General features: G+C 62.1%; 20 protein-coding genes. 7 read left to right on the forward strand and 13 right to left on the reverse strand.

Annotation, left to right across the window (positions count from 1 at the left end):
- Positions 1-48: 48 nt before the first annotated feature.
- Both LH464_RS10605 and LH464_RS10610 read right to left on the reverse strand, forming a co-directional pair.
- A complete protein-coding gene (locus LH464_RS10605; protein ID WP_226786354.1) occupies positions 49-1,059 on the reverse strand; it encodes a ligase-associated DNA damage response exonuclease in 1,011 nt (336 codons plus the stop codon).
- A 55-nt stretch (positions 1,060-1,114) separates the two neighbouring features.
- Entirely contained in the window at positions 1,115-2,635 is a 1,521-nt protein-coding gene (locus LH464_RS10610; protein ID WP_226786355.1) for a diguanylate cyclase domain-containing protein, read from the reverse strand.
- Positions 2,636-2,808: 173 nt separating this feature from the next.
- On the opposite strand from LH464_RS10610, the gene LH464_RS10615 reads away from it, so the two are divergent.
- The gene (locus LH464_RS10615) at positions 2,809-4,179 is read left to right on the forward strand and encodes a TIGR03808 family TAT-translocated repetitive protein (RefSeq protein WP_226786356.1); all 1,371 of its coding nucleotides are present in this window, start codon (positions 2,809-2,811) and stop codon (positions 4,177-4,179) included.
- A 95-nt stretch (positions 4,180-4,274) separates the two neighbouring features.
- Positions 4,275-4,934, forward strand: coding sequence for a glutathione S-transferase family protein (locus tag LH464_RS10620; protein WP_226786357.1), 660 nt, complete (start codon positions 4,275-4,277; stop codon positions 4,932-4,934).
- Positions 4,935-4,941: 7 nt separating this feature from the next.
- Here LH464_RS10620 and LH464_RS10625 read toward each other — a convergent pair whose 3' ends face one another.
- On the reverse strand, positions 4,942-5,826 hold the full coding sequence (locus LH464_RS10625) for a LysR substrate-binding domain-containing protein (protein ID WP_226786358.1): 885 nt from the start codon (positions 5,824-5,826) through the stop codon (positions 4,942-4,944).
- 102 nt (positions 5,827-5,928) lie between these two features.
- Here LH464_RS10625 and LH464_RS10630 point away from each other — a divergent pair, with 102 nt between their 5' ends.
- Complete coding sequence (locus tag LH464_RS10630) at positions 5,929-6,132, forward strand: hypothetical protein (protein ID WP_226786359.1); 204 nt, start codon at positions 5,929-5,931, stop codon at positions 6,130-6,132.
- Positions 6,133-6,135: 3 nt separating this feature from the next.
- On the opposite strand, the gene LH464_RS10635 is transcribed toward LH464_RS10630, so the two are convergent.
- Both LH464_RS10635 and LH464_RS10640 read right to left on the reverse strand, forming a co-directional pair.
- Complete coding sequence (locus LH464_RS10635) at positions 6,136-6,762, reverse strand: glutathione S-transferase family protein (RefSeq protein WP_226786360.1); 627 nt, start codon at positions 6,760-6,762, stop codon at positions 6,136-6,138.
- 94 nt (positions 6,763-6,856) lie between these two features.
- Positions 6,857-7,864 carry an asparaginase gene (locus LH464_RS10640; protein ID WP_226786361.1) on the reverse strand — a complete coding sequence of 336 codons (1,008 nt, stop codon included), beginning with the start codon at positions 7,862-7,864 and terminating at the stop codon, positions 6,857-6,859.
- A gap of 95 nt (positions 7,865-7,959) precedes the next feature.
- Here LH464_RS10640 and LH464_RS10645 point away from each other — a divergent pair, with 95 nt between their 5' ends.
- Positions 7,960-8,697, forward strand: coding sequence for a DUF3750 domain-containing protein (locus LH464_RS10645; RefSeq protein ID WP_226786362.1), 738 nt, complete (start codon positions 7,960-7,962; stop codon positions 8,695-8,697).
- Positions 8,698-8,786: 89 nt separating this feature from the next.
- On the opposite strand, the gene LH464_RS10650 is transcribed toward LH464_RS10645, so the two are convergent.
- From LH464_RS10650 to LH464_RS10665, 4 genes are all read right to left on the reverse strand, one after another.
- A complete protein-coding gene (locus LH464_RS10650; protein WP_226786363.1) occupies positions 8,787-8,933 on the reverse strand; it encodes a DUF1127 domain-containing protein in 147 nt (48 codons plus the stop codon).
- Positions 8,934-9,448: 515 nt separating this feature from the next.
- Complete coding sequence (locus LH464_RS10655) at positions 9,449-10,450, reverse strand: NAD(P)H-quinone oxidoreductase (RefSeq protein ID WP_226786364.1); 1,002 nt, start codon at positions 10,448-10,450, stop codon at positions 9,449-9,451.
- A 78-nt stretch (positions 10,451-10,528) separates the two neighbouring features.
- Entirely contained in the window at positions 10,529-12,334 is a 1,806-nt protein-coding gene (locus LH464_RS10660; protein ID WP_226786365.1) for a bifunctional diguanylate cyclase/phosphodiesterase, read from the reverse strand.
- A gap of 121 nt (positions 12,335-12,455) precedes the next feature.
- The gene (locus LH464_RS10665; RefSeq protein ID WP_226786366.1) at positions 12,456-13,004 is read right to left on the reverse strand and encodes an HdeD family acid-resistance protein; all 549 of its coding nucleotides are present in this window, start codon (positions 13,002-13,004) and stop codon (positions 12,456-12,458) included.
- 146 nt (positions 13,005-13,150) lie between these two features.
- Here LH464_RS10665 and betI point away from each other — a divergent pair, with 146 nt between their 5' ends.
- From betI to betA, 3 genes are read left to right on the forward strand one after another with little or no spacing between them, the layout of a single operon-like run.
- A complete protein-coding gene (gene betI / locus LH464_RS10670) occupies positions 13,151-13,750 on the forward strand; it encodes a transcriptional regulator BetI (protein ID WP_226786367.1) in 600 nt (199 codons plus the stop codon).
- Positions 13,751-13,787: 37 nt separating this feature from the next.
- Positions 13,788-15,251 (forward strand): betaine-aldehyde dehydrogenase, encoded by a 1,464-nt coding sequence (gene betB, locus LH464_RS10675; RefSeq protein WP_226786368.1) that lies wholly within the window; start codon positions 13,788-13,790, stop codon positions 15,249-15,251.
- Positions 15,252-15,310: 59 nt separating this feature from the next.
- Positions 15,311-16,963: a choline dehydrogenase gene (betA, locus tag LH464_RS10680; protein ID WP_226786369.1), complete on the forward strand. Its 1,653-nt coding sequence runs from the start codon at positions 15,311-15,313 to the stop codon at positions 16,961-16,963.
- On the opposite strand, the gene LH464_RS10685 is transcribed toward betA, so the two are convergent.
- From LH464_RS10685 to LH464_RS10700, 4 genes are all read right to left on the reverse strand, one after another.
- Complete coding sequence (locus LH464_RS10685) at positions 16,964-17,263, reverse strand: type II toxin-antitoxin system RelE/ParE family toxin (RefSeq protein WP_226786370.1); 300 nt, start codon at positions 17,261-17,263, stop codon at positions 16,964-16,966.
- Complete coding sequence (locus LH464_RS10690) at positions 17,260-17,535, reverse strand: YlcI/YnfO family protein (protein ID WP_226786371.1); 276 nt, start codon at positions 17,533-17,535, stop codon at positions 17,260-17,262. The genes LH464_RS10685 and LH464_RS10690 overlap by 4 nt, the downstream gene beginning before the upstream one ends.
- 80 nt (positions 17,536-17,615) lie before the next feature.
- Complete coding sequence (locus LH464_RS10695) at positions 17,616-18,086, reverse strand: DUF6644 family protein (protein WP_226786372.1); 471 nt, start codon at positions 18,084-18,086, stop codon at positions 17,616-17,618.
- Positions 18,087-18,096: 10 nt separating this feature from the next.
- A complete protein-coding gene (locus tag LH464_RS10700) occupies positions 18,097-18,480 on the reverse strand; it encodes a DUF6152 family protein (protein WP_226786373.1) in 384 nt (127 codons plus the stop codon).
- Between the last annotated feature and the right edge of the window lie 157 nt (positions 18,481-18,637).

Genomic DNA, 18,637 nt, shown 5'->3' on the forward strand with positions numbered 1-18,637 from the left:
TGGGGAGGGGTTGGGGAGGGGAATTCTTCGGTGCGTGCGACGTCACCATCAATCCCCCTCGTCCTCGTAGCCTACGAGATGCAGCGGACGGGCCGGGATGCCCTGCAACTCGCACCAGCGGACCAGCGCCTCCTCGCGACCGTGGGTCACCCAGACTTCGGAAGGGCCGACTTCCTTGATGGTCGACAGCAGTTCCGGCCAGTCACAATGGTCGGAGATCACCAAGGGCAGTTCGACACCGCCCTGCTTGGCGCGCTGGCGGACCATCATCCAGCCGGACGCAAACGAGATGAGCGGCTCGTTGAAACGGCGCGCCCAGCGGTCCTGGAAAGCCGACGGCGGTCCGACGACGACGGCGCCACGAAAGGCGTTCGGGTCCTTCTTTTCGAGCGTGGCCGGACGCACGTCCCCGAGTTCAATGCCTTCGGACTCGTAGTAGTCGCAGAGCCTGGCGAGCGCGCCGTGGATGTAGATGGGTTCGTCATAGCCGCAATCGCGGATCAGCCGGATGACACGCTGCGCCTTGCCAAGCGCATAGGCGCCGATCAGGTGGCTGCGCTCGGGAAACTGCTTCAGAGACGTCAGCAGCTTGCCTATCTCGCCCTTCGGCTCCGGATGGTGAAAAACGGGCAGCCCGAACGTCGCCTCTGTGATGAAGACGTCGCAGGGCACCGGCTCGAAGGATGCACAAGTCGGATCGCTGCCGCGCTTGTAGTCGCCGGAAACATTGATCCTCAGGCCGTCCTTCTGGATGAGGATCTGCGCCGAGCCGAGGACATGCCCGGCCGGATGGAACGAGATATCGACACCATCGACCTCGACGCGTTCGCCGAACTCCACGGCCTGCTGCGATTGGCAGAAATCCTCACCGTAGCGCAGCCGCATGATGTCGAGGGTCTGGCGGGTGGCCAGCACCTTTGCGTGTCCGGCGCGCGCGTGGTCGGAATGACCGTGGGTGACCAGCGCCCGCTCGACGGGCCTGACCGGATCGACGTGGAAGCGGCCGATGGGGCAGAACAGCCCGGCCGGGGTTGGATGAAGCAGCGCCTCTGGTCTCATGCTTCCAAGATAGGGCACCGAACGCGAGATGAAAGGCGGCGGAGACGCAGCGACCTCACCTGTACGGGTCGGTCCGTCTTTCCGACACCTGCAGACAGTCGCGACCGTCGGTCTTGGCGCAGTACATCGCCCGATCCGCCTTGGCGAGCAGTGTCTCGGGCGTCTCCCCGTCATCGGGGAAGAAGGCAATGCCCATGCTGCAAGTGACCTGCACCGGCTTCCCCTCGATCTCGACCGGGTCGCAGATCATTCCGCGCAGTTCCTCGAGGCGCCGGACGACACCGCCTTGATCCTTCGCAGAACTGCTGAAGACGATCGCGAACTCGTCGCCGCCAAGCCGCACCAGCAGATCGTGGACGCGGATGGAGCGGCAAAGACGGCCAGCGAGGGTCTTCAGGACCTCATCACCGGCAGCGTGGCCGAAGGTGTCGTTGATCTGCTTGAAGTTGTCGAGGTCGATATAAGCGACGGTGACAGCACGACTTTCGCGCATCGCCTCGGCGAGCGTCCGGTTGAACTGGGTCAGGAACAACGTACGGTTCGGAAGGCCCGTCAGCGGATCGTGGTGCGCCATGTACTGAATGCGCGCCTCGGTACGCGCCCGTTCGATGGCAATGCCAGCAATGTCCGTCGCCATGGCCGTCAGTTCGAATTCGAGCGGCGTCGGCTCGCGCACCGTGTTTGAATACAGTGCAAAGGTGCCGAGCACGCTATCCTCCGAGCCCATGATCGGGGTCGACCAGCAGGAACGGAAGCCGAAGCGCAGTGGCAACTCCCGGTAATTTTCCCAGAGCGGGTCCGCAAGAACGTCGCTGACGATCACTGGTTCGCGCCGCCAGGCGGCCGTTCCGCAGGATGCCGTGCAAGGTCCGATCTTATGACCGTCGATCAGCCTCACATAGCTGTCCGGCAGGCTCGATGTAGCGCCGTGCCGCAACCGGTCCGATCCCTCGTCCAGAAGCAGGATCGACGCGAGCACGTCCTGCTGCTGCTCTTCGACAAGGTCCACCAATGCCCGCAGGGCACGTTCGAGCGGTTGGCCGCGCGCGATCATGTCGAGCATGCGCGCGTGACCGCGAAGCAGGTCGTTCTGGCGCTTGCGCGCGGTAATGTCCCGCGAGATGCCGATCAGCCCGACAACCCGGCCATGTGCATCGCGCAGCGGGGTCTTGGTGGATTGGAGCCAGCGCGGCTTTCCTCGAAATTCCAGGCAATGCTCGACGTCGGTCATCGGCTCGCCGGAGGACATCACCGTCTGCTCGGCAAGGAAGTTTTCTTCGGCGACAGCCGCATCCAAAAAATCGAAATCCGTCTTGCCCAGCAACTGCGCCGGATTTGAAACGTCGTTGGCCCGCGCCATGCTGACATTGGCGAGAACGAAACGGCTGCGCCGGTCCTTGACGTAGATGAACTCCGGGAACTGGTCGATCAATGCGCGCGCATCGAGCCGGCCGACCACGAAGAGAGCATCATCGATGTCTCCTTTGGTCGAAACGTGCAATAACTGAGTACATAGTTCTTCGAGTGTTGCCGTCGATACGTCGGCATGCACGTCTTTTGACACAGGATCCCCCATCCAATGTCTCTCCTCAAGGTCTGAATTCGACGAAGATGCTGTCCCGTTCCAAAGATACTGAGCTGAAAAACCTTAATTTTCTTTAATAATAATCGTAAAAATTGCATCTCTCACCGCATGTATCCGAAGGGTAATGGCGGATAGGATGGCGGGCGCAGCAGAGAGGATTTGGGGTGATCACCAGACGCAGGACCTTGATGGGGCTTTCACTGGCCGCAGGCGCCGGCTTGTTGTCAATCCGCGAGGCCGCCAGCGCGCCCGCGCTTTCGATGACGGAGCTACGCGGCTCGATCGACGCCGGTGCCGCCGGGCTCAGGCCGAAGCGGGGCGAGGACCAGACACGCCGGCTGCAGGACCTGATAGAGCAGGCGACGCGTAACGATCAGTGGGTGTTCCTGCCGCCGGGTCGCTACGAGGTCGGCAACCTCACGCTGCCGGACAGGACCCGCCTCACCGGCATCGCCGGCGCGACCGAGATCGCCTTTGCGGGAGGCCGCTCGTTCCTCCGTGCGGAAGACGCCGGCCGGATCGAGCTTTCCAACCTCGTCTTCGACGGCGCTGGCCTTGCGCTTCACGATGACGCACCGGCAATGCTGCACCTTTTCGACGTCGCGAACCTGTCGATGGAGAACTGCGAGCTGAAGGGATGCGACAAAACGGCGTTGCGGGTGGAGCGCTGCGGCGGGCGCATCGAACGGTGCCGGGTTTCCACGATTGGCGAATTTGCCATCCATGCCCTCGACAGCACCGGCTTGGCCGTGAACGCCAACACGATCGATCGCTGCGGCATTGGCGGTATTCTCATTCACCGCACTACGGCGGGCGAGGACAACTCGATCGTCACCGGCAACCGCATTACCCGCACCGGAGCGACCTATGGCGGCACCGGCCAGTTCGGAAACGCCATCAACATCTACCGCGCCAACGGCGTCATCGTCTCCGGCAACCACATCTCGGACAGCGCCTTTACCGCCATCCGCGCCAATGCCGCATCCAACATCCAGATCTCCGACAACACCTGCCTGCGCTCGGGCGAGACCGCCATCTATTCGGAGTTCGGCTTCGAGGGTGCTCTTGTGACCGGCAACCTGATCGACGGAGCTGCAAACGGAATCTCGATCGCCAATTTCAACGAGGGCGGACGGCTTGCGATAGTCTCCAGCAACATCGTCCGCAACATCTCACTGGAAGGCCCATACGTGCACGACAGCGTCGGCTTCGGGATCGGCATCGGGGTCGAGGCGGATACGGTGGTGTCGAACAACGTCATCGAGAACGTGGCGCGCTGGGGAATGCTGATCGGCTGGGGTCCCTTCCTGCGCAATGTGTCCGTCACCGGTAACGTCATCCGCAACGCGAAGATCGGTTGCGCGGTCACCGTTGCGGAAGATCCGGGTCCGGCACTTATCAGCGGCAACGTCTTCGACGGCACACCGGACGGGGCCATCGTCGGATTTCGCTGGCATGACGCGGCCACCAAGGATCTGGCGCAAGGGGCAGAAGTCCTGCCGCACCTGACCATCACGGGCAACCGGGCCATCTGACCCATTGAAACAATTCATGGAGAAACAACGGGAATGATCTTCCGTTTCGCGCGCTGGAACCTTAGCGTGCGGCGGCATTTCCAAGGAGGATTTCGATGCTGACGATCTATGGCGTCTACCGCTCGCGTGCCACCCGGCCCCTGTGGCTGCTCGAGGAAATCGGCCTGCCCTACGCGCATGAGCCGGTGATCCAGGCCTATCGCCTGCCCGATGCGCATGCTGCGGACGCGCCGCTCAACACGCGGTCTGCGGCATTTCTGGCGGTCAACCCGATGGGATCGATCCCGTCCATGGATGACGACGGCTTCGTGCTGCACGAGTCCCTTGCCATTACCCTCTATCTCGCCAGGAAGCACGGCGGCGATCTGGCCCCGAAGGACCTCAGGGAAGAGGCATCGATGATCCAGTGGGCGCTGTTTGCCGCGACCAGCATCGAGACGCCCGCGCTGGATATCCAGAAGGCCATCGGCGACGGCAAGTCGGTCACCGCCGAGAACAAGGCGAAGATCGATGCGTATGCAAAGGATCTGGAGCGGCCTTTCGATGTGCTCGAGGCGCATCTGAAGTCGAACGAGTATCTGGTCGGCGGCCGTTTCACCGCGGCAGACATCAATGTCGCCGAAATCGTGCGCTACGCGCAGGGACATGCCCCGCTGTTTTCCGGCCGTCCGGCCCTGAAGGCATGGCTGGAAACCTGCCAGGCACGGCCGGGCTTCAAGGCGATGTGGGAAAAGCGACTTCGCGAGCCGGCCTGACAACCAGTCAATCGACCGTCAGCATCTCGGCGCGCAGCCAGTCGCGGAATGCCCGCACCTTTGCGGGCAGCCGGCTGCCTGCGCGGGTGACCAGATAGTGCCCCATGCCGGTGCGGGCTTCGATCGGGAACGGCTTTACAAGGCGACCCTGTTCCAGCGCGTAGCCGGCGAGCGTCTGCCAGGCGAGCATCACCCCCTGCCCCGCTATCGTGGCGTCCAGGCAGAGCGACGCGTCATTGAAGACATGGCGGGTCGCTATCTGGCTGCCGTTTAGTCCGGCCTCGTTCAACCAGATCTCCCAGGAGAACAGCGACGGTCCATCGATGATCGCGGGCAGGTTCAGGATGTCGGCAGGCTCGTTCAGGCTCTCCGCAAGCGAAGGAGCGACCACCGGAAACACTCGCTGCTCCATCAACAGCTCGGCATCGACGCCGGACCATGTGCCGCGCCCGACGCGAATGCCGAGGTCGATGTCGCCGCCATGGAGATCGGCCAGTGCCGTCGTCGCCTCGATCCGCAGGCGGATCTCGGGATGCCTTTCTGAAAACCTGTCGAGCCGATGAACGAGAAATCGGGCGGCGAAGACCGGCGCGACGGAGATCGTCAGCAGGGTTTCGTCCGTCTGCCGCCCCAGCACCACCGCCTGCGACAGGGCGTGGAACCCTTCCGTCAGCCGGGCCAGCATCGGACGCGCCACTGCCAGCGGCACCATGCCCTTCGGCAGCCGTTGGAAGACCGGCTGTCCCAGCTGCGCCTCCGCCTTGATGACCTGCTGGCTGACGGCCCCGATCGTCACGCCCATTTCGTCCGCAGCAGCCTGCAGGGAGCCCAGACGACCAACGGCCTCCAGTGCGCGAAGCCCGTTCAGGTGGAGGGTATTCAGGGTTTTCATATAGTTTTTCTATAGCAAATCCTTGGAGAACTCAATTGAAACCCTGCCCACGAAGCGTAATCCTGCCGGTGCAAAGACAGAAATCCTCGAGAGGTCACGTCAATGCTTCCGCTACAGATATTCTTCAATCTCGGCCGCTGGCTGGCCGAACCCGATGCCCACACCCCTCGGTCGGACGATCCGCTTGACCATCCGCACCTCGCGGCCATGACGCTGGCGGAGCTGGCAGACCTGCCGCTTCCCCGGCCGGAACGCGAGGTTGGCGTAGCCGATGAAAACAGGCCGACGCTCGCCCGCTGCGCCTGACGGTCAGGCCGCCTGACGTTCCGCATTTATCGCGCGCTGGACGGCCGGGCGCTCTTTCATGCACCGATAGTGATCGGCAACCTTCGGGTAGTCATCGATGTCGATACCGACGCCTGCCAGCCAATCAGAGAGGGTGAACAGGTAGGGGTCGGCGACCGAGTAGTTCTCGCCGAGCACAAAGGGACCGGTAAAAAGATCCTTCTCGATGATGGCGAAGCAGTCGCGCATGTTCTGCGGCATCTTCGCCGCCATATCCTCCCGCGATGCTTCCTTGTCGGCCCAGCGGTAGCCGCGGCGCCGGTGCGCATAGGCGACGTGGACGGTCGAGGCTATGAAACTGTTGAAGCCCTGCATACGTGCGAATTCGAATGGGTCATCGAGCGGCGCGAGCCGCACCTCGGGCGCCGCCTGCGCGATGAAGGCAAGGATCGCTGGGCTCTCGATGAGCGCACCCCTGTCGGTCAACAGCGCTGGCACGCGGCCGTTCGGACTATGCTTCAGGTAGTCCGCCGAGCGCTGCTCATCCTTCGCGAAGTTCAATCTGTGGGCGTGATAGGGAAGGCCCGCTTCTTCCAGTGCGATATGGCTGGCGAGCGAGCAGGCGTTGGGCGAGTAATACAGCGTATACATGACGATCCTCTGGACGGTGATCGCGTATCATCTGTCGCCCGGACCGAAGGTATCAAGGGGAAGCGTGGTACCGCCCCCCTTGCAGGATGTCGGATCAGGCAAACAGGGCATCGGTGACGCGCACGTCGCCGAAATGAATGCCGTTCCAGTTCTTCATGGCGTGGTTGGCCATGCCCATGAGCGTTTCGTGGGTCTCGCTGCCCTTTTCGAAATAGCGGGCAATCAGCGCAAAGATCATCGCTTCGGCAGCGCGCGTCGTGCCGTCCTCGCATTTCACAGCCATGGCAATGCCGTGGTCGGGGAGCGCTGCCACGAACACCCCTTCGGCACCTGTCTTGGCGAAGATCTTGCCCGGCGCCACCTGCATCAGCTTCGTGCAGGCGCGCTTGGTGCCGGCGACATAGAAGGGTTCGGCCATGCAGGCATCGATCAGCCGCCGTGATGCCTTTGCGCGGACAGGGTCGAGACCACGCCCCGTCAGCATTTTTGCGAACCCGTGGGCAAGCCCCTTCAAGGGCACGGCATAGGTCGGGATGGAGCAGCCGTCTATTCCGCAATTGTCCGAGCCCAGCGTCGCGCCGGTCAGGCTCTCCATCGTACCGCGGATCTCGGCCTGCAGCGGATGATCGTATCCCACATAGCCTTCAACCTCGTAGCCGGCATGGGCACAGGTGCAGACGAAGCCCGCATGCTTGCCGGAGCAGTTGTTGTGAAGCGCGGTCGGCTTGTCGAGGGTCCGGGCCTGATGGATCAGGGTCCTCTGGTCCGAGGACCAATGGGCGCCGCATTCCATTGCCGAGACATCGCGGCCTGCCCGCGCCAGCATGGATGCCGCAAGCGAGACGTGCTCGTCCTCGCCGGAATGGGACGCACAGGAAATGGCCAGTTCCCTGTTGCCGAACCCGTAGGCATCGGCTGCGCCGCTCTCGACAAGCGGCAGCGCCTGCATGGCCTTGCAGGCCGAACGGGGGAACACGCTCGCTTCCGCATCGCCGAAGGAGAACAGCGTCTTGCCGTCACCATCGACGACGATACCCAGGCCGCGATGGCGGCTTTCGACGATGCTGCCACGGGTGACTTCGACGGTAACGGGGTTTTGCATTGGACGGCCCTGAATTTGCTGCTTTCAATCGCTCATAGCGGACTACAGCGCCGCGCGCCATATGGCGCGCCGGGGCACCTCGACGGGGTTGATGAATGAAATCATTGAAGCGGCTGCTTCTCGTTATCTTTATCGTCTATCTGCTGCCGACCTTCGCGTCGGCCGGCTGGTGGGCAATCCAGGACAGGCCCGGCCGCTGGAGCGATGCGCGATGGTCGTCGGCAAAAATCCTGCCGGAGGCCTCGGCCAGCGAGGATGCCGCGATCTACATCTTCTCCGCGATGACCGGAGGCCTGAAAGGTGCCGTGGCCAGCCACGCGTGGATCGTCACGAAGGGAAAGGGGGCGGACGTCTATAACCGCTACGACAAGGTCGGCTGGGGATCGCCGATCCGGCGCAACCACCGTCCGCCGGATGCCTACTGGTACTCCAACCCGCCGCAACTGGTGAAGGTTGTCACCGGTGTGGACGCCGAGCTGCTGATCCCGAAGGTAGAGGGCGCCATTGCCGCCTATCCCTATGCGGAACCCGGCGGCTACCAGATCTTTCCGGGACCGAACTCCAATACGTTCGTCGCCTACGTTCTGCGGACCGTGCCGGAGCTTGGGGCCGTGCTGCCGCCGCATGCTGTGGGGCGCGACTACCTGCCCGACGGCGAGTTCGTGCATGTGGATACGGACTGGAGGGACGTGCATGTGACGCTTCGCGGGCTCATCGGCGTTTCGGCCGGGCTGCGCAGCGGGTTCGAAGTGCATTTTCTGGGGCTGGTCGCCGGACTGGACTTCGCCAATCCCGGCATCAAGGTGCCGGCGCTTGGCCGCATCGGGTTCTGAGAAAGACCTGCTGACCTGAGAAAGACCTGCTGAAATGCAAAACGCCCGCTAACCGGCGGGCGTTTCCCATACATGCGCTGGCTTAAAGATTAGAAGCCAGTAGCTTCGCGTGCTACGCGGCGGATATCGCTCTGTGCAATGCCCAGATCGCTGAGTTCACGCGGGGTCATGCGACCCAGCTCGTTAACGGTCTGACGATACTTGCGCCAATTGTTGAAAGTGCGTGCGACGTTCATGATAGTCCCCCTTTCGTGGGTTTTCGAAGTTTAGCTGCCAGTTCCTGGCGCTCTCGTTTACTTCGATGCCCACTATGTAGACTTGCAGCAGGGACATTAAAAGTGCTCAACAAACAGGACACCTATGCAACAGATGCATAGGCTGCGGGCCGTTGCTTGCGCTTGAGGCAACCGGAATATCTGCGTGCTTGCACCCGGAAATGGAAAAGGGTCGCACTGGGCGACCCTTCCATGAGTTTGGTCCGGTTAATCGAACCCGGACGTTTCACCGTCCGCAGGAAGATGCGTTCAGGTCGAGGGCTGCCCCGTCATGACCATCACCTTTCCAAAGCTCGAAACGCAGACCGAAATCTCACTCGACATTGGATCACCTTCCTTTCGTTACGTTAATCTTGACCCAAAGGTAGGCGCAGCGTCCGAAGTGTGCAAGGCACGTTATGTAAACGGATCCGAATGTATGTGAATTGAGAATAGCGCATACTGGATTACCATACGCCGGCACACCGCGATTCTCGCTAGCGTAGGTCAAGGACGATCTTGCCAATGTGGCTGCTCGTCTCCATCAACCGGTGCGCCTCGACCACCTGATCGAATGGCAAAACCGCGTGAATGACAGGTGCGACGGCGCCCTCTTCCAGAAGCGGCCACACCTGATCGCGCAGCTCATCTCGAATGGCCCGCTTCTCCTCCGCCGTCCGCGGCCGCATGGTCGAGCCTGTGACGGTGAGACGCTTCACCATGATCGGCGTGAGGTTCACGGTTTCGGCGACAGCGCCGCCGAGAAAGGCGATGATCGACAGGCATCCGTCCTTGCCCAGCGCGCTGAGATTGCGGTTGAAGTAGCTTGCGCCGATCATGTCGAGGATGACGTCGACGCCCTTACCGCCGGTTTCCGCCTTGATGATCTCGACGAAATCCTCGTCGCGGTAGTTGATGCCGCGCCTGGCGCCCAGCCTTTCACAGGCCCGGCATTTTTCCGCCGAGCCGGCCGTGACATAGATTTCAGCGCCGAAGGCTTTCGCCAACTGGATCGCGGTCGTGCCGATGCCGCTCGACCCGCCATGGATCAACACGGTCTCCCCTTCCGTCAGGCCGGCCATCTGGAAGAGGTTCGCCCAGACTGTGAAGAATGTCTCAGGCAGGGCCGCCGCCTTTACGGCATCGTATCCGTTCGGAAGCGGCAGCGCCTGCCCCGCAGGAAGCGCGCAGTATTGCGCATAGCCGCCGCCATTGGCGAGCCCGCACACCCTGTCTCCGATCCTGAAGTCCGTCACCCCGTCACCGAGAGCGACCACCGTTCCCGCAACCTCCAGGCCGAGGATCGGACTTGCATCCCTGGGCGCCGGATAGTTGCCGCTGCGCTGCGCCACGTCCGGCCGGTTGACGCCCGCCGCCTCAACCTTGACGATCAACTCGCCAGCGCGCGGCAGCGGTACTGGCCCGGTGGCCAGGCGCATCACCTCGGGTCCACCGAAACTCGGCAAGTCGACGTAACGCATCTCGCTGGGAAGGGGCATGGGGATCTCCTCGAATTGACGAAGAAGGAGACTTAGGACGGCGTTGCGGCGCTGAAAAGGTAGTCCGCGGTCGCGGTGTCAATTTGTCTCGCCGTAAACCGCAAAGACGAGACCGGACGCCGTTTCCTTCGACTGGGCCTTCACCGTCGCAATGCTGGTGGCGATACGGGCGACATCGTCGAGGAGCAGGCTCCTGGGCAATTCCAGCACCCCGATCGAACAGCGCAGCAGCGGGAAGAAGCGCTCGATGCCGTTGCGGTCGTGGCCCTTGATGCGGCCCGCATCTCGTTCTTCCTGCGAATAGAGTTCGACGACATCGTCGTGGAAATCGCTCAAGAGCCGCTCGAGGATCTCCGTCAGTTCCTCACGGCTCCAGTCACGCACCCCAATAAAGAAATCGTCGCCGCCCACATGGCCGAGGAAGTGGTCGTCGGAGAAGAAGTAGCGTCGCAGCAGCGCCGAGAAAAGCGAGATTGCGTGGTCACCGACCTGGAAGCCGTAGTGGTCGTTGAACGGCTTGAAATGGTCGAAATCGCAATAGCAGAAGAAGCGGGTTTCCTCGTCGTCGCGGCCCGCCTCCTGCATGAAGTCGCGGATCGCCCGGTTGCCGGGCAGGCTCGTCAGCGGATTCTGGTCCTGGGCGATCTTCAGTTGCTTCTCACTGATGACCTTGACCAGCGAGGCGGCGGAAACGACGCCGGCATAGCGCATGTTCTCGGTGAGGATGACGCACGCGCTGTTTTCCATGCTGGCGAAGAGGCTCATCAATTCCTCAGCATCCGCATCGAGACCGATGATCGGCGCCATGTCGACGAAGTGGGAGATCGTCCGCTCGTAAACCTTGTTCTTGAGAAGATCGCGGCCAAAAGGCTGATAGATATATTCCTTCAGGTGGTACTCATTGATCACGCCGCGCGGTTCGCCGTTGGCGTTGAGCACGGGGAAGAAAGCCTGTCGCGGGTTGCGGCGGAAAAGCTCAAAGACGGTGTCGATGCTCTCGTGCTCGTAGACGGCCGGCAGGTTCTCGATCTGCTTGCGGATCAGGATCTCGTCGAGGGACTGGCTGGAGCGCCGGCTCCTGCCGATATCCGCCAGATGCGGAAATGACGACTGCAACTCGTTCGGGAATGTCGTCGGCCGGGCGATGAAGTAGCCCTGAACGAGATCGACCCCATACTCGCGACAGGCCAGAAACTCGGCCTCTGTCTCGATCCCCTCGGCGATCACCCGAGTGCCGAAGACGTGGGCCATGTGGACGATGTTCTTGACGAGGTGGCGCTTGCGCGGGCTCTGGTCGACATTTGCGACGAAATGGCGGTCGATCTTGAGATAGTCGACAGGGTAGTCGCACAGGAGTTTCATTTCGCCGTGACCGACACCAAAGTCGTCGATCGCCAGCTTGAAGCCGGCCTTGCGCAGCTTGGTGACCAGCGCTGCAAATTCGGGAACGCTGGTATTGTCGAAGCGCTCGGAGAATTCAAAACAGACCGATGACGGCGGAATGCTTGCCTTGCGAAGGTGCTGGACGAGCCGCTCGATAATGTGGTCGCCGTCCTTGATCAGCCGGACGTCGAGATTGACGAAAAGCGTGGCGGAAGCGAAGTCCGGCAGGGTAGAGAACCTGGCAAGCGCCCTTCCCGCCATCATCTGCTCGATGGCGAGAAGCTGTCCCGCTTCCTCGGCCTGGTCCAGCAGATCCAGGGGCGAGGTAAAGCCGATGCGGTCGAAGCCGCGCATCAGCGTCTCGTAGCCGAACACGGTTCCGGTCGCCACTTCGACGATGGGCTGGAAGGCACTTTCGAGCACCAGCTTGGAAAGGGTGAGCAACTGGTCTCCCGCATATCGCCTGAAAATGGCAGGCTCGATCAGGGAGGCCGATGTCATGATTTACTCCGTACGCGCAGGGGCCTGAAACACGCGCGGAGCCTCATCCATAATCCTGAACAAAACCTTTTCCCCACATGAACATTGGATGAAGGTTTTGTGACGGATGGATGACAGTATTTCAGCCGCGTGCTGCGAACGCCACCGCAATCAACGCCCAGCCCTGCATGGTAAGGTCGATTGCCAGGAACAGGCCAAGCATCCACAGGCTGTTCACCGGCCAGCCGAGCGCGATGACGATGCCCGCCAGCATCGTCACGATGCCGCCGAAGATAACCCAGCCGGCACCCCGCATCGGGCGCATCCTGAAGCCCACCCAGAGGCGGAATGCCCCGGCCACCAGCAGAGCCGCCGCCATGACGATGGTGAAAACCGCCGCCGTGAGCGCGGGATTCCAGAACGCCAGCAGACCCGCGATCGTGTAGAGAAGCCCGCTCAGGCCCCAGAAGATCGCCTCGCTCCAGCCCTTCACCTGGAAGGCATGGATGAACTGCGCTGCACCGCCGATCAGCATCAGCACGCCGATGTAGAAGACTGATGCGACCGTTGCCGCAAAGAGATTGAAGAAGGCCAGCAGGCCGAAAATCAGAAGCAGGATGCCAAGCGCGAGGAACCACCCCCACTTGTCCCGCACCTGAGCTGCACGCGGAGTTTCCATTCCAATTGCCATGGCCGTTCTCCCGATCCCATGAAACAACCCTGAGGATAGATCTGGAGCAGTATCGCACCGAGTCAATACAAGGGTTCCCCAGCGCCTTTTTTGGTTGATTGACCAGTCAATCAATTATACTTTCCCGGCAAATTGGAGACCCCTTCATGCCCCGGATCGGAATGGAGCCCTTGCGGCGCAAGGCGCTGGTCGACGCAACGTTGCGGGCGATCGGCCAACACGGGTCGCTCGACGTGACAATGTCGGACATCGCGCGGGAGGCCGGCGTGTCACCCGCCCTCGCTCACCATTATTTCGGCAGCAAGCAGCAGTTGCTGGTCGCGACGATCCGTAGTCTTCTGGGGCGCTTGCGCGCAGATGCCGTCGCCGCACTGGAACATCTCGACACACCGCGCGAGCGGCTCTCGGCGATCATACGGCTCTCCTTCCAGGCCGACCAGTTCGCACCGGAAACGGTTGCGGCGTGGCTTGCCTTCTATGTGGAGGCGCAGCGCACGGAAGAAGTTCGCAGGCTGCTCGTCGTCTATGCGCGCCGGCTGCGTTCCAACCTCCTCTACAGCCTTGAACGGCTCTGCCCACCGGACGATGCGGCACGTATCGCCGAGGGGGTCGCCGCGATGATCGACGGTCTCTACATTCGCCAGAGCCTGCGCTCCGCTCCGATCAGCAGCACCGCGTCGATCGCTCTCACCGAGGATTATCTCGATCTGCAGCTTCGCCTGTTCCCAACAGGCCGGACGGCATGACCACGCAAAGCCCATTCCAGCGCCAAGGAGAATGACCGTGCGCGCACAACCGAAAGCCAGCCATTTCATCGACGGAGAGTATGTCGAGGACGACGCCGGCACCGTCATCGAGAGCATCTACCCAGCCACCGGCGAGGTGATCGCCAGACTGCATGCCGCGACGCCGGCGATTGTCGATAAGGCGATAGCCTCGGCCAAGCGCGCCCAGGTGGAATGGGCCGCGATGAGCCCGATGGCGCGCGGACGCGTTCTGAAGCGCGCGGCCGAGATCATGCGCGAGCGCAATCGCGAGCTCTCGGAACTGGAGACGCTGGACACCGGCAAGCCGATCCAGGAGACAATCGTCGCGGACCCCACTTCGGGTGCGGACGCCTTCGAATTCTTCGGCGGCATTGCTCCCACGGCATTGAACGGCAGCCACATTCCGCTGGGGTCCGACTGGGCCTATACGAAACGCGTACCGCTCGGCGTCTGTGTCGGCATCGGGGCCTGGAACTACCCACAGCAGATCGCCTGCTGGAAAGGCGCGCCGGCACTTGCTAGCGGCAACGCCATGGTATTCAAGCCGTCCGAAAACACGCCGCTCGGCGCGCTGAAGATCGCCGAGATCCTGATCGAAGCGGGCCTGCCCAAGGGCGTCTACAACGTCATTCAGGGCGACCGCGCGACCGGGCCACTGCTCGTCGAACATCCGGACGTCGCCAAAGTATCGCTGACCGGCTCCGTGCCGACCGGCCGAAAGGTGGCAGCCGCAGCTGCCGGCCACCTGAAGCACGTGACGATGGAGCTTGGCGGCAAGTCTCCGCTGATCGTCTTCGACGATGCCGATATCGACAGCGCCATCGGCGGCGCGATGCTGGGCAATTTCTATTCGACCGGACAAGTCTGCTCCAACGGCACCCGCGTCTTCGTCCATAAGCGGATCAGGAAAGAGTTTCTCGGCCGGCTGAAGGCACGCACGGAAAAGATCGTCATCGGCGATCCGATGGACGAGGCGACACAGATGGGGCCGCTCGTCTCGCGGGCGCAACTGGACAAGGTGCTGGCCTATATCGACAAGGGCAAGGCCGAAGGCGCGACCCTGATCACCGGCGGCGGCATCCCCAACGACGTCTCCGGCGACGGTTGCTATGTGCAGCCCACCGTGTTCGCCGACGTCACCGACGGAATGACCATCGCCCGCGAGGAGATTTTCGGGCCGGTCATGTGCGTGCTGGATTTCGATGACGAGGCCGAGGTCATCGCCCGGGCCAACGCGACCGAATTCGGGCTCTCCGGCGGCGTTTTCACCGCCGACCTTGCCCGCGCCCACCGCGTGGTCGACAGGCTCGAGGCGGGTACTCTGTGGGTCAACACCTTCAACCTGTGCCCCGTCGAGATTCCTTTCGGCGGGTCCAAGCAATCAGGCTTCGGCCGCGAGAATTCCGCCGCCGCGCTGGAGCACTACACGGAATTGAAGACGGTCTATATCGGCATGGGACCGGTCGAGGCGCCCTATTGATTTCACCTCCCCTTGATGGGGAGATGACCCCTGCCCCTGCCCTGCATGAAAGCTAGAACATGAAGAATGCAGATTTCGTCATCATCGGCTCGGGGTCAGCGGGATCGGCCATGGCCTATCGCCTGTCGGAGGACGGCAAGCATTCGGTGATCGTCATCGAGGCGGGCGGTTCCGATTTCGGCCCCTTCATCCAGATGCCGGCAGCGCTCGCATGGCCGATGAGCATGAAGCGCTACAACTGGGGCTACCTCTCGGAGCCGGAACCCAATCTCAACAACCGACGCATCACCGCGCCGCGCGGCAAGGTGCTCGGCGGGTCTTCGTCGATCAACGGGCTCGTCTACGTACGCGGCCATTGCGAAGACTTCAATCGCTGGGAGGAGCTGGGCGCGCGAGGATGGGCCTATGCGGACGTCCTTCCCTACTTCAAGCGAATGGAAACAAGCCACGGCGGCGAGGAAGGCTGGCGCGGCTCGAACGGTCCGCTGCATGTGCGTCGCGGCCCCTTCGTGAACCCGCTGTTTCATGCCTTCATCGAAGCCGGCAAGGAAGCCGGTTTCGAACTGACCGACGACTACAACGGCTCTAAGCAGGAGGGCTTCGGCCTGATGGAGCAGACCATCCACCGGGGGCGGCGCTGGTCGGCGGCGAATGCCTATCTCAGGCCGGCGCTCAAACGGTCGAACGTGCAGCTTGTCTATGGCTTCGCGCAGAAGATCGTCATCGAGAACGGCCGCGCCACGGGCGTGGAAATCGAGAACGGCGGCAAGACGGACGTCATCACGGCCAATCGCGAGGTGATCGTCGCCGCTTCCTCGTTCAACTCTCCCAAGCTGCTGATGCTTTCGGGCATCGGACCGGCGGCGCACCTGCGGGAACACGGCATCGAGGTGACGGTCGACCGGCCGGGCGTCGGCGCCAACCTACAGGACCACATGGAGTTCTACTTCCAGCAAATCTCCAGGAAGCCCGTCTCGCTCTACTCCTGGCTTCCCTGGTTCTGGCAGGGTGTGGCCGGCGCACAATGGCTGTTGTCTAAAGGCGGTCTCGGCGCATCCAACCAGTTCGAGGCCTGCGCTTTCGTTCGCTCCGCACCGGGGCTCAAACAACCCGACATCCAGTACCACTTCCTGCCGGTGGCGATCTCCTATGACGGCAAGGCAGCCGCCAGGAGCCACGGGTTCCAGGTCCATGTCGGCTACAATCTCTCGAAGTCACGCGGCAACGTCACCCTGCGCTCCGCCGATCCGAAGGCGGACCCGGTCATCCGGTTCAACTACATGAGCCATCCGGAGGACTGGGAGAAGTTTCGCCACATCGTGCGGCTGACCCGCGAAATCTTCGGGCAGAAGGCGTTCGACGCTTATCGCGGCCCGGAAATACAACCCGGCGAAGCGGTGCAGACCGACGACGAGATCGATACTTTCCTGCGGGAGCATCTGGAAAGCGCCTACCATCCCTGCGGCACCTGCCGGATGGGCGACCGGAACGATCCCATGGCGGTGGTCGATCCGGAATGCCGCGTGATTGGCGTCGAAGGCTTGCGGGTCGCGGATTCGTCGATCTTCCCGCACGTGACCTATGGCAACCTGAACGGCCCCTCGATCATGACCGGGGAAAAGGCTGCCGATCATATCCTCGGCAAGCAACCCCTGCCACGCTCGAACCAGCAGCCCTGGGTAAACCCGCGAGCCGCCGTGAGCGATCGCTAGTCAGTGGTAGTCGTCTTCGCGCTGATGGCGGACGGCGGCCACCGTCACCGTTCCGCCATCGTCCACACGAAAGAGGATCACATAGCCGCTTGAGCCAAAAGGAACGAGGAGTTCGCGGAGCAAGGCATCTCCGCCGCGCGCCTTTCGGCAACTGAAGGGGAAGCGCTCAAGAAAGGTCACGGCCTCTGTAATCGCCTTGTAGGCGTGGGCTGCCGCGTCCTCGTCAAAATCAAGCAGATGGGAATACAGGCGACGCACATCATCGCGCGCCTTTGCCGACCACTTGACGATGTAGGTCATCTCTTGCCGTTCTCGGCTCGTTTGGCATCAAGCATGCCTTTCAGTTCACCAAGCACCTCGTCGGACGTGAAGTAGGTGCCGGTTCGCTCTGACTCAACCAGCGAAGCCAGTCCTCTCGCGATGAACTCGGCCTGCGTCTTGCGGTAATTGACCTGCGCCTTGACGGAATTTTCGATGAAGGCGGAAAGGCTTTCACCCTCCTTCAGCACGCTTTCCGCGGCAGCCCGCAGTTCCGGGTCGACGCGAAGCGATGGGAGCGTTGCAGTCCTCATGGCGAACCTCATGCGTTGCAATTGCGAGGCATCGTACTCCTTGCGCCAAGTCCGCGCAATACGGCCGTTCGCGTGTAATCTCAGAGAAAGCCGATCCACCTGCCGGCTACGATGGCACTGATCCAGATTACAAGCGAGATGACGGCGGAGACCCGCAACGGGGCGGATATCGAACCTTGCGTTACCGCAGCGCGCCAGCCGGGAGTGACGTGGACCACAAGCGCATTCCCGATGCCCAATGCCACCAGCCCCAGCTTTGCCAGGAAGGCCGTGTTCTGGATGTATTCCGTCGGCTTGACGGAGAAGAGGCATAAACCGGTCAGCACCGCGAGCGCCACTCCTTTGCCCGCCATGCGGGACAGGAAGACGGCTACCGTCTGGAGCGGCACCTTTTCAAACAGGCCGAGCAGTCTCAGATCAAGCGCCAGGATGGAGCCGAACAGCATTCCGATCGCCATGATGTGCGCGGCGTTGACCAACAGATAAACGGTCGGCGAGACGATCAGCGCCCGTGCGAGCGGTGTCTCGGCCAACAGCGCCAGCCACTCCAATCACCGATCCTCAGTTGGTCTGGATGCGTTCGGGGTAGATGTCGTAGGTCTTGTCCCCCACGGTTATCCGTACCGCCTTCAGCCGTTTCTCGTTCGGGTCGGTCGATCGGTTGCCCAGAGCAACGATGGCATCACCGACTTCCGCTTTGCCTTCAACGAAGCCGGAACGTTTCGTCTGGTTGGGGTTGCCAAGTTCCACCCGCCAGACGCCGTCCTGCGCCTCCACTTCCATGGAAGGATGCGGCGGCGCGAACGAGATCGATCGGATCGTGCCCCTCAGCTCGATCTGGTCAGCTTCCGCCCATGACCACCCGTGGTGAGCCGCTGCAGTGGTTGCTGCGGCAGAGACAAGAAAAACAGAAGCCAGCAATCGCGGCCATGACATTCGTATCATCACGTTCTCCCCAGTTCCTCGGGACACGAAGGGGAAATATGGATCCGATCCGTCAAGACCAGCCGTTTCACCGTGAAGTGATCTCACCGTCGGAAAATAGCCTTTGGATAGAGACAGACCAGATTTGACCAAACTCCCAATGGCGCTAAATGCCATG

The sequence above is a fragment of the Pseudorhizobium xiangyangii genome (assembly GCF_020531965.1).
GTDB classification, from domain to species: domain Bacteria; phylum Pseudomonadota; class Alphaproteobacteria; order Rhizobiales; family Rhizobiaceae; genus Neorhizobium; species Neorhizobium xiangyangii.

What these genes read in the sequence shown, in the direction of transcription:
- betI (WP_226786367.1), top strand. Translation starts at nt 13,151, where the DNA reads ATGCCCCGGATCGGAATGGAGCCCTTGCGGCGCAAGGCGCTGGTCGAC.
- LH464_RS10660 (WP_226786365.1), bottom strand. Translation starts at nt 12,334, where the DNA reads ATGACATCGGCCTCCCTGATCGAGCCTGCCATTTTCAGGCGATATGCG.
- LH464_RS10635 (WP_226786360.1), bottom strand. Translation starts at nt 6,762, where the DNA reads ATGTATACGCTGTATTACTCGCCCAACGCCTGCTCGCTCGCCAGCCAT.
- LH464_RS10630 (WP_226786359.1), top strand. Translation starts at nt 5,929, where the DNA reads ATGCTTCCGCTACAGATATTCTTCAATCTCGGCCGCTGGCTGGCCGAA.
- LH464_RS10610 (WP_226786355.1), bottom strand. Translation starts at nt 2,635, where the DNA reads ATGGGGGATCCTGTGTCAAAAGACGTGCATGCCGACGTATCGACGGCA.
- LH464_RS10625 (WP_226786358.1), bottom strand. Translation starts at nt 5,826, where the DNA reads ATGAAAACCCTGAATACCCTCCACCTGAACGGGCTTCGCGCACTGGAG.
- LH464_RS10640 (WP_226786361.1), bottom strand. Translation starts at nt 7,864, where the DNA reads ATGCAAAACCCCGTTACCGTCGAAGTCACCCGTGGCAGCATCGTCGAA.
- LH464_RS10685 (WP_226786370.1), bottom strand. Translation starts at nt 17,263, where the DNA reads ATGACCTACATCGTCAAGTGGTCGGCAAAGGCGCGCGATGATGTGCGT.
- LH464_RS10645 (WP_226786362.1), top strand. Translation starts at nt 7,960, where the DNA reads ATGAAATCATTGAAGCGGCTGCTTCTCGTTATCTTTATCGTCTATCTG.
- LH464_RS10650 (WP_226786363.1), bottom strand. Translation starts at nt 8,933, where the DNA reads ATGAACGTCGCACGCACTTTCAACAATTGGCGCAAGTATCGTCAGACC.
- betA (WP_226786369.1), top strand. Translation starts at nt 15,311, where the DNA reads ATGAAGAATGCAGATTTCGTCATCATCGGCTCGGGGTCAGCGGGATCG.
- LH464_RS10620 (WP_226786357.1), top strand. Translation starts at nt 4,275, where the DNA reads ATGCTGACGATCTATGGCGTCTACCGCTCGCGTGCCACCCGGCCCCTG.
- LH464_RS10690 (WP_226786371.1), bottom strand. Translation starts at nt 17,535, where the DNA reads ATGAGGACTGCAACGCTCCCATCGCTTCGCGTCGACCCGGAACTGCGG.
- LH464_RS10605 (WP_226786354.1), bottom strand. Translation starts at nt 1,059, where the DNA reads ATGAGACCAGAGGCGCTGCTTCATCCAACCCCGGCCGGGCTGTTCTGC.
- LH464_RS10700 (WP_226786373.1), bottom strand. Translation starts at nt 18,480, where the DNA reads ATGATACGAATGTCATGGCCGCGATTGCTGGCTTCTGTTTTTCTTGTC.
- LH464_RS10655 (WP_226786364.1), bottom strand. Translation starts at nt 10,450, where the DNA reads ATGCCCCTTCCCAGCGAGATGCGTTACGTCGACTTGCCGAGTTTCGGT.
- LH464_RS10665 (WP_226786366.1), bottom strand. Translation starts at nt 13,004, where the DNA reads ATGGCAATTGGAATGGAAACTCCGCGTGCAGCTCAGGTGCGGGACAAG.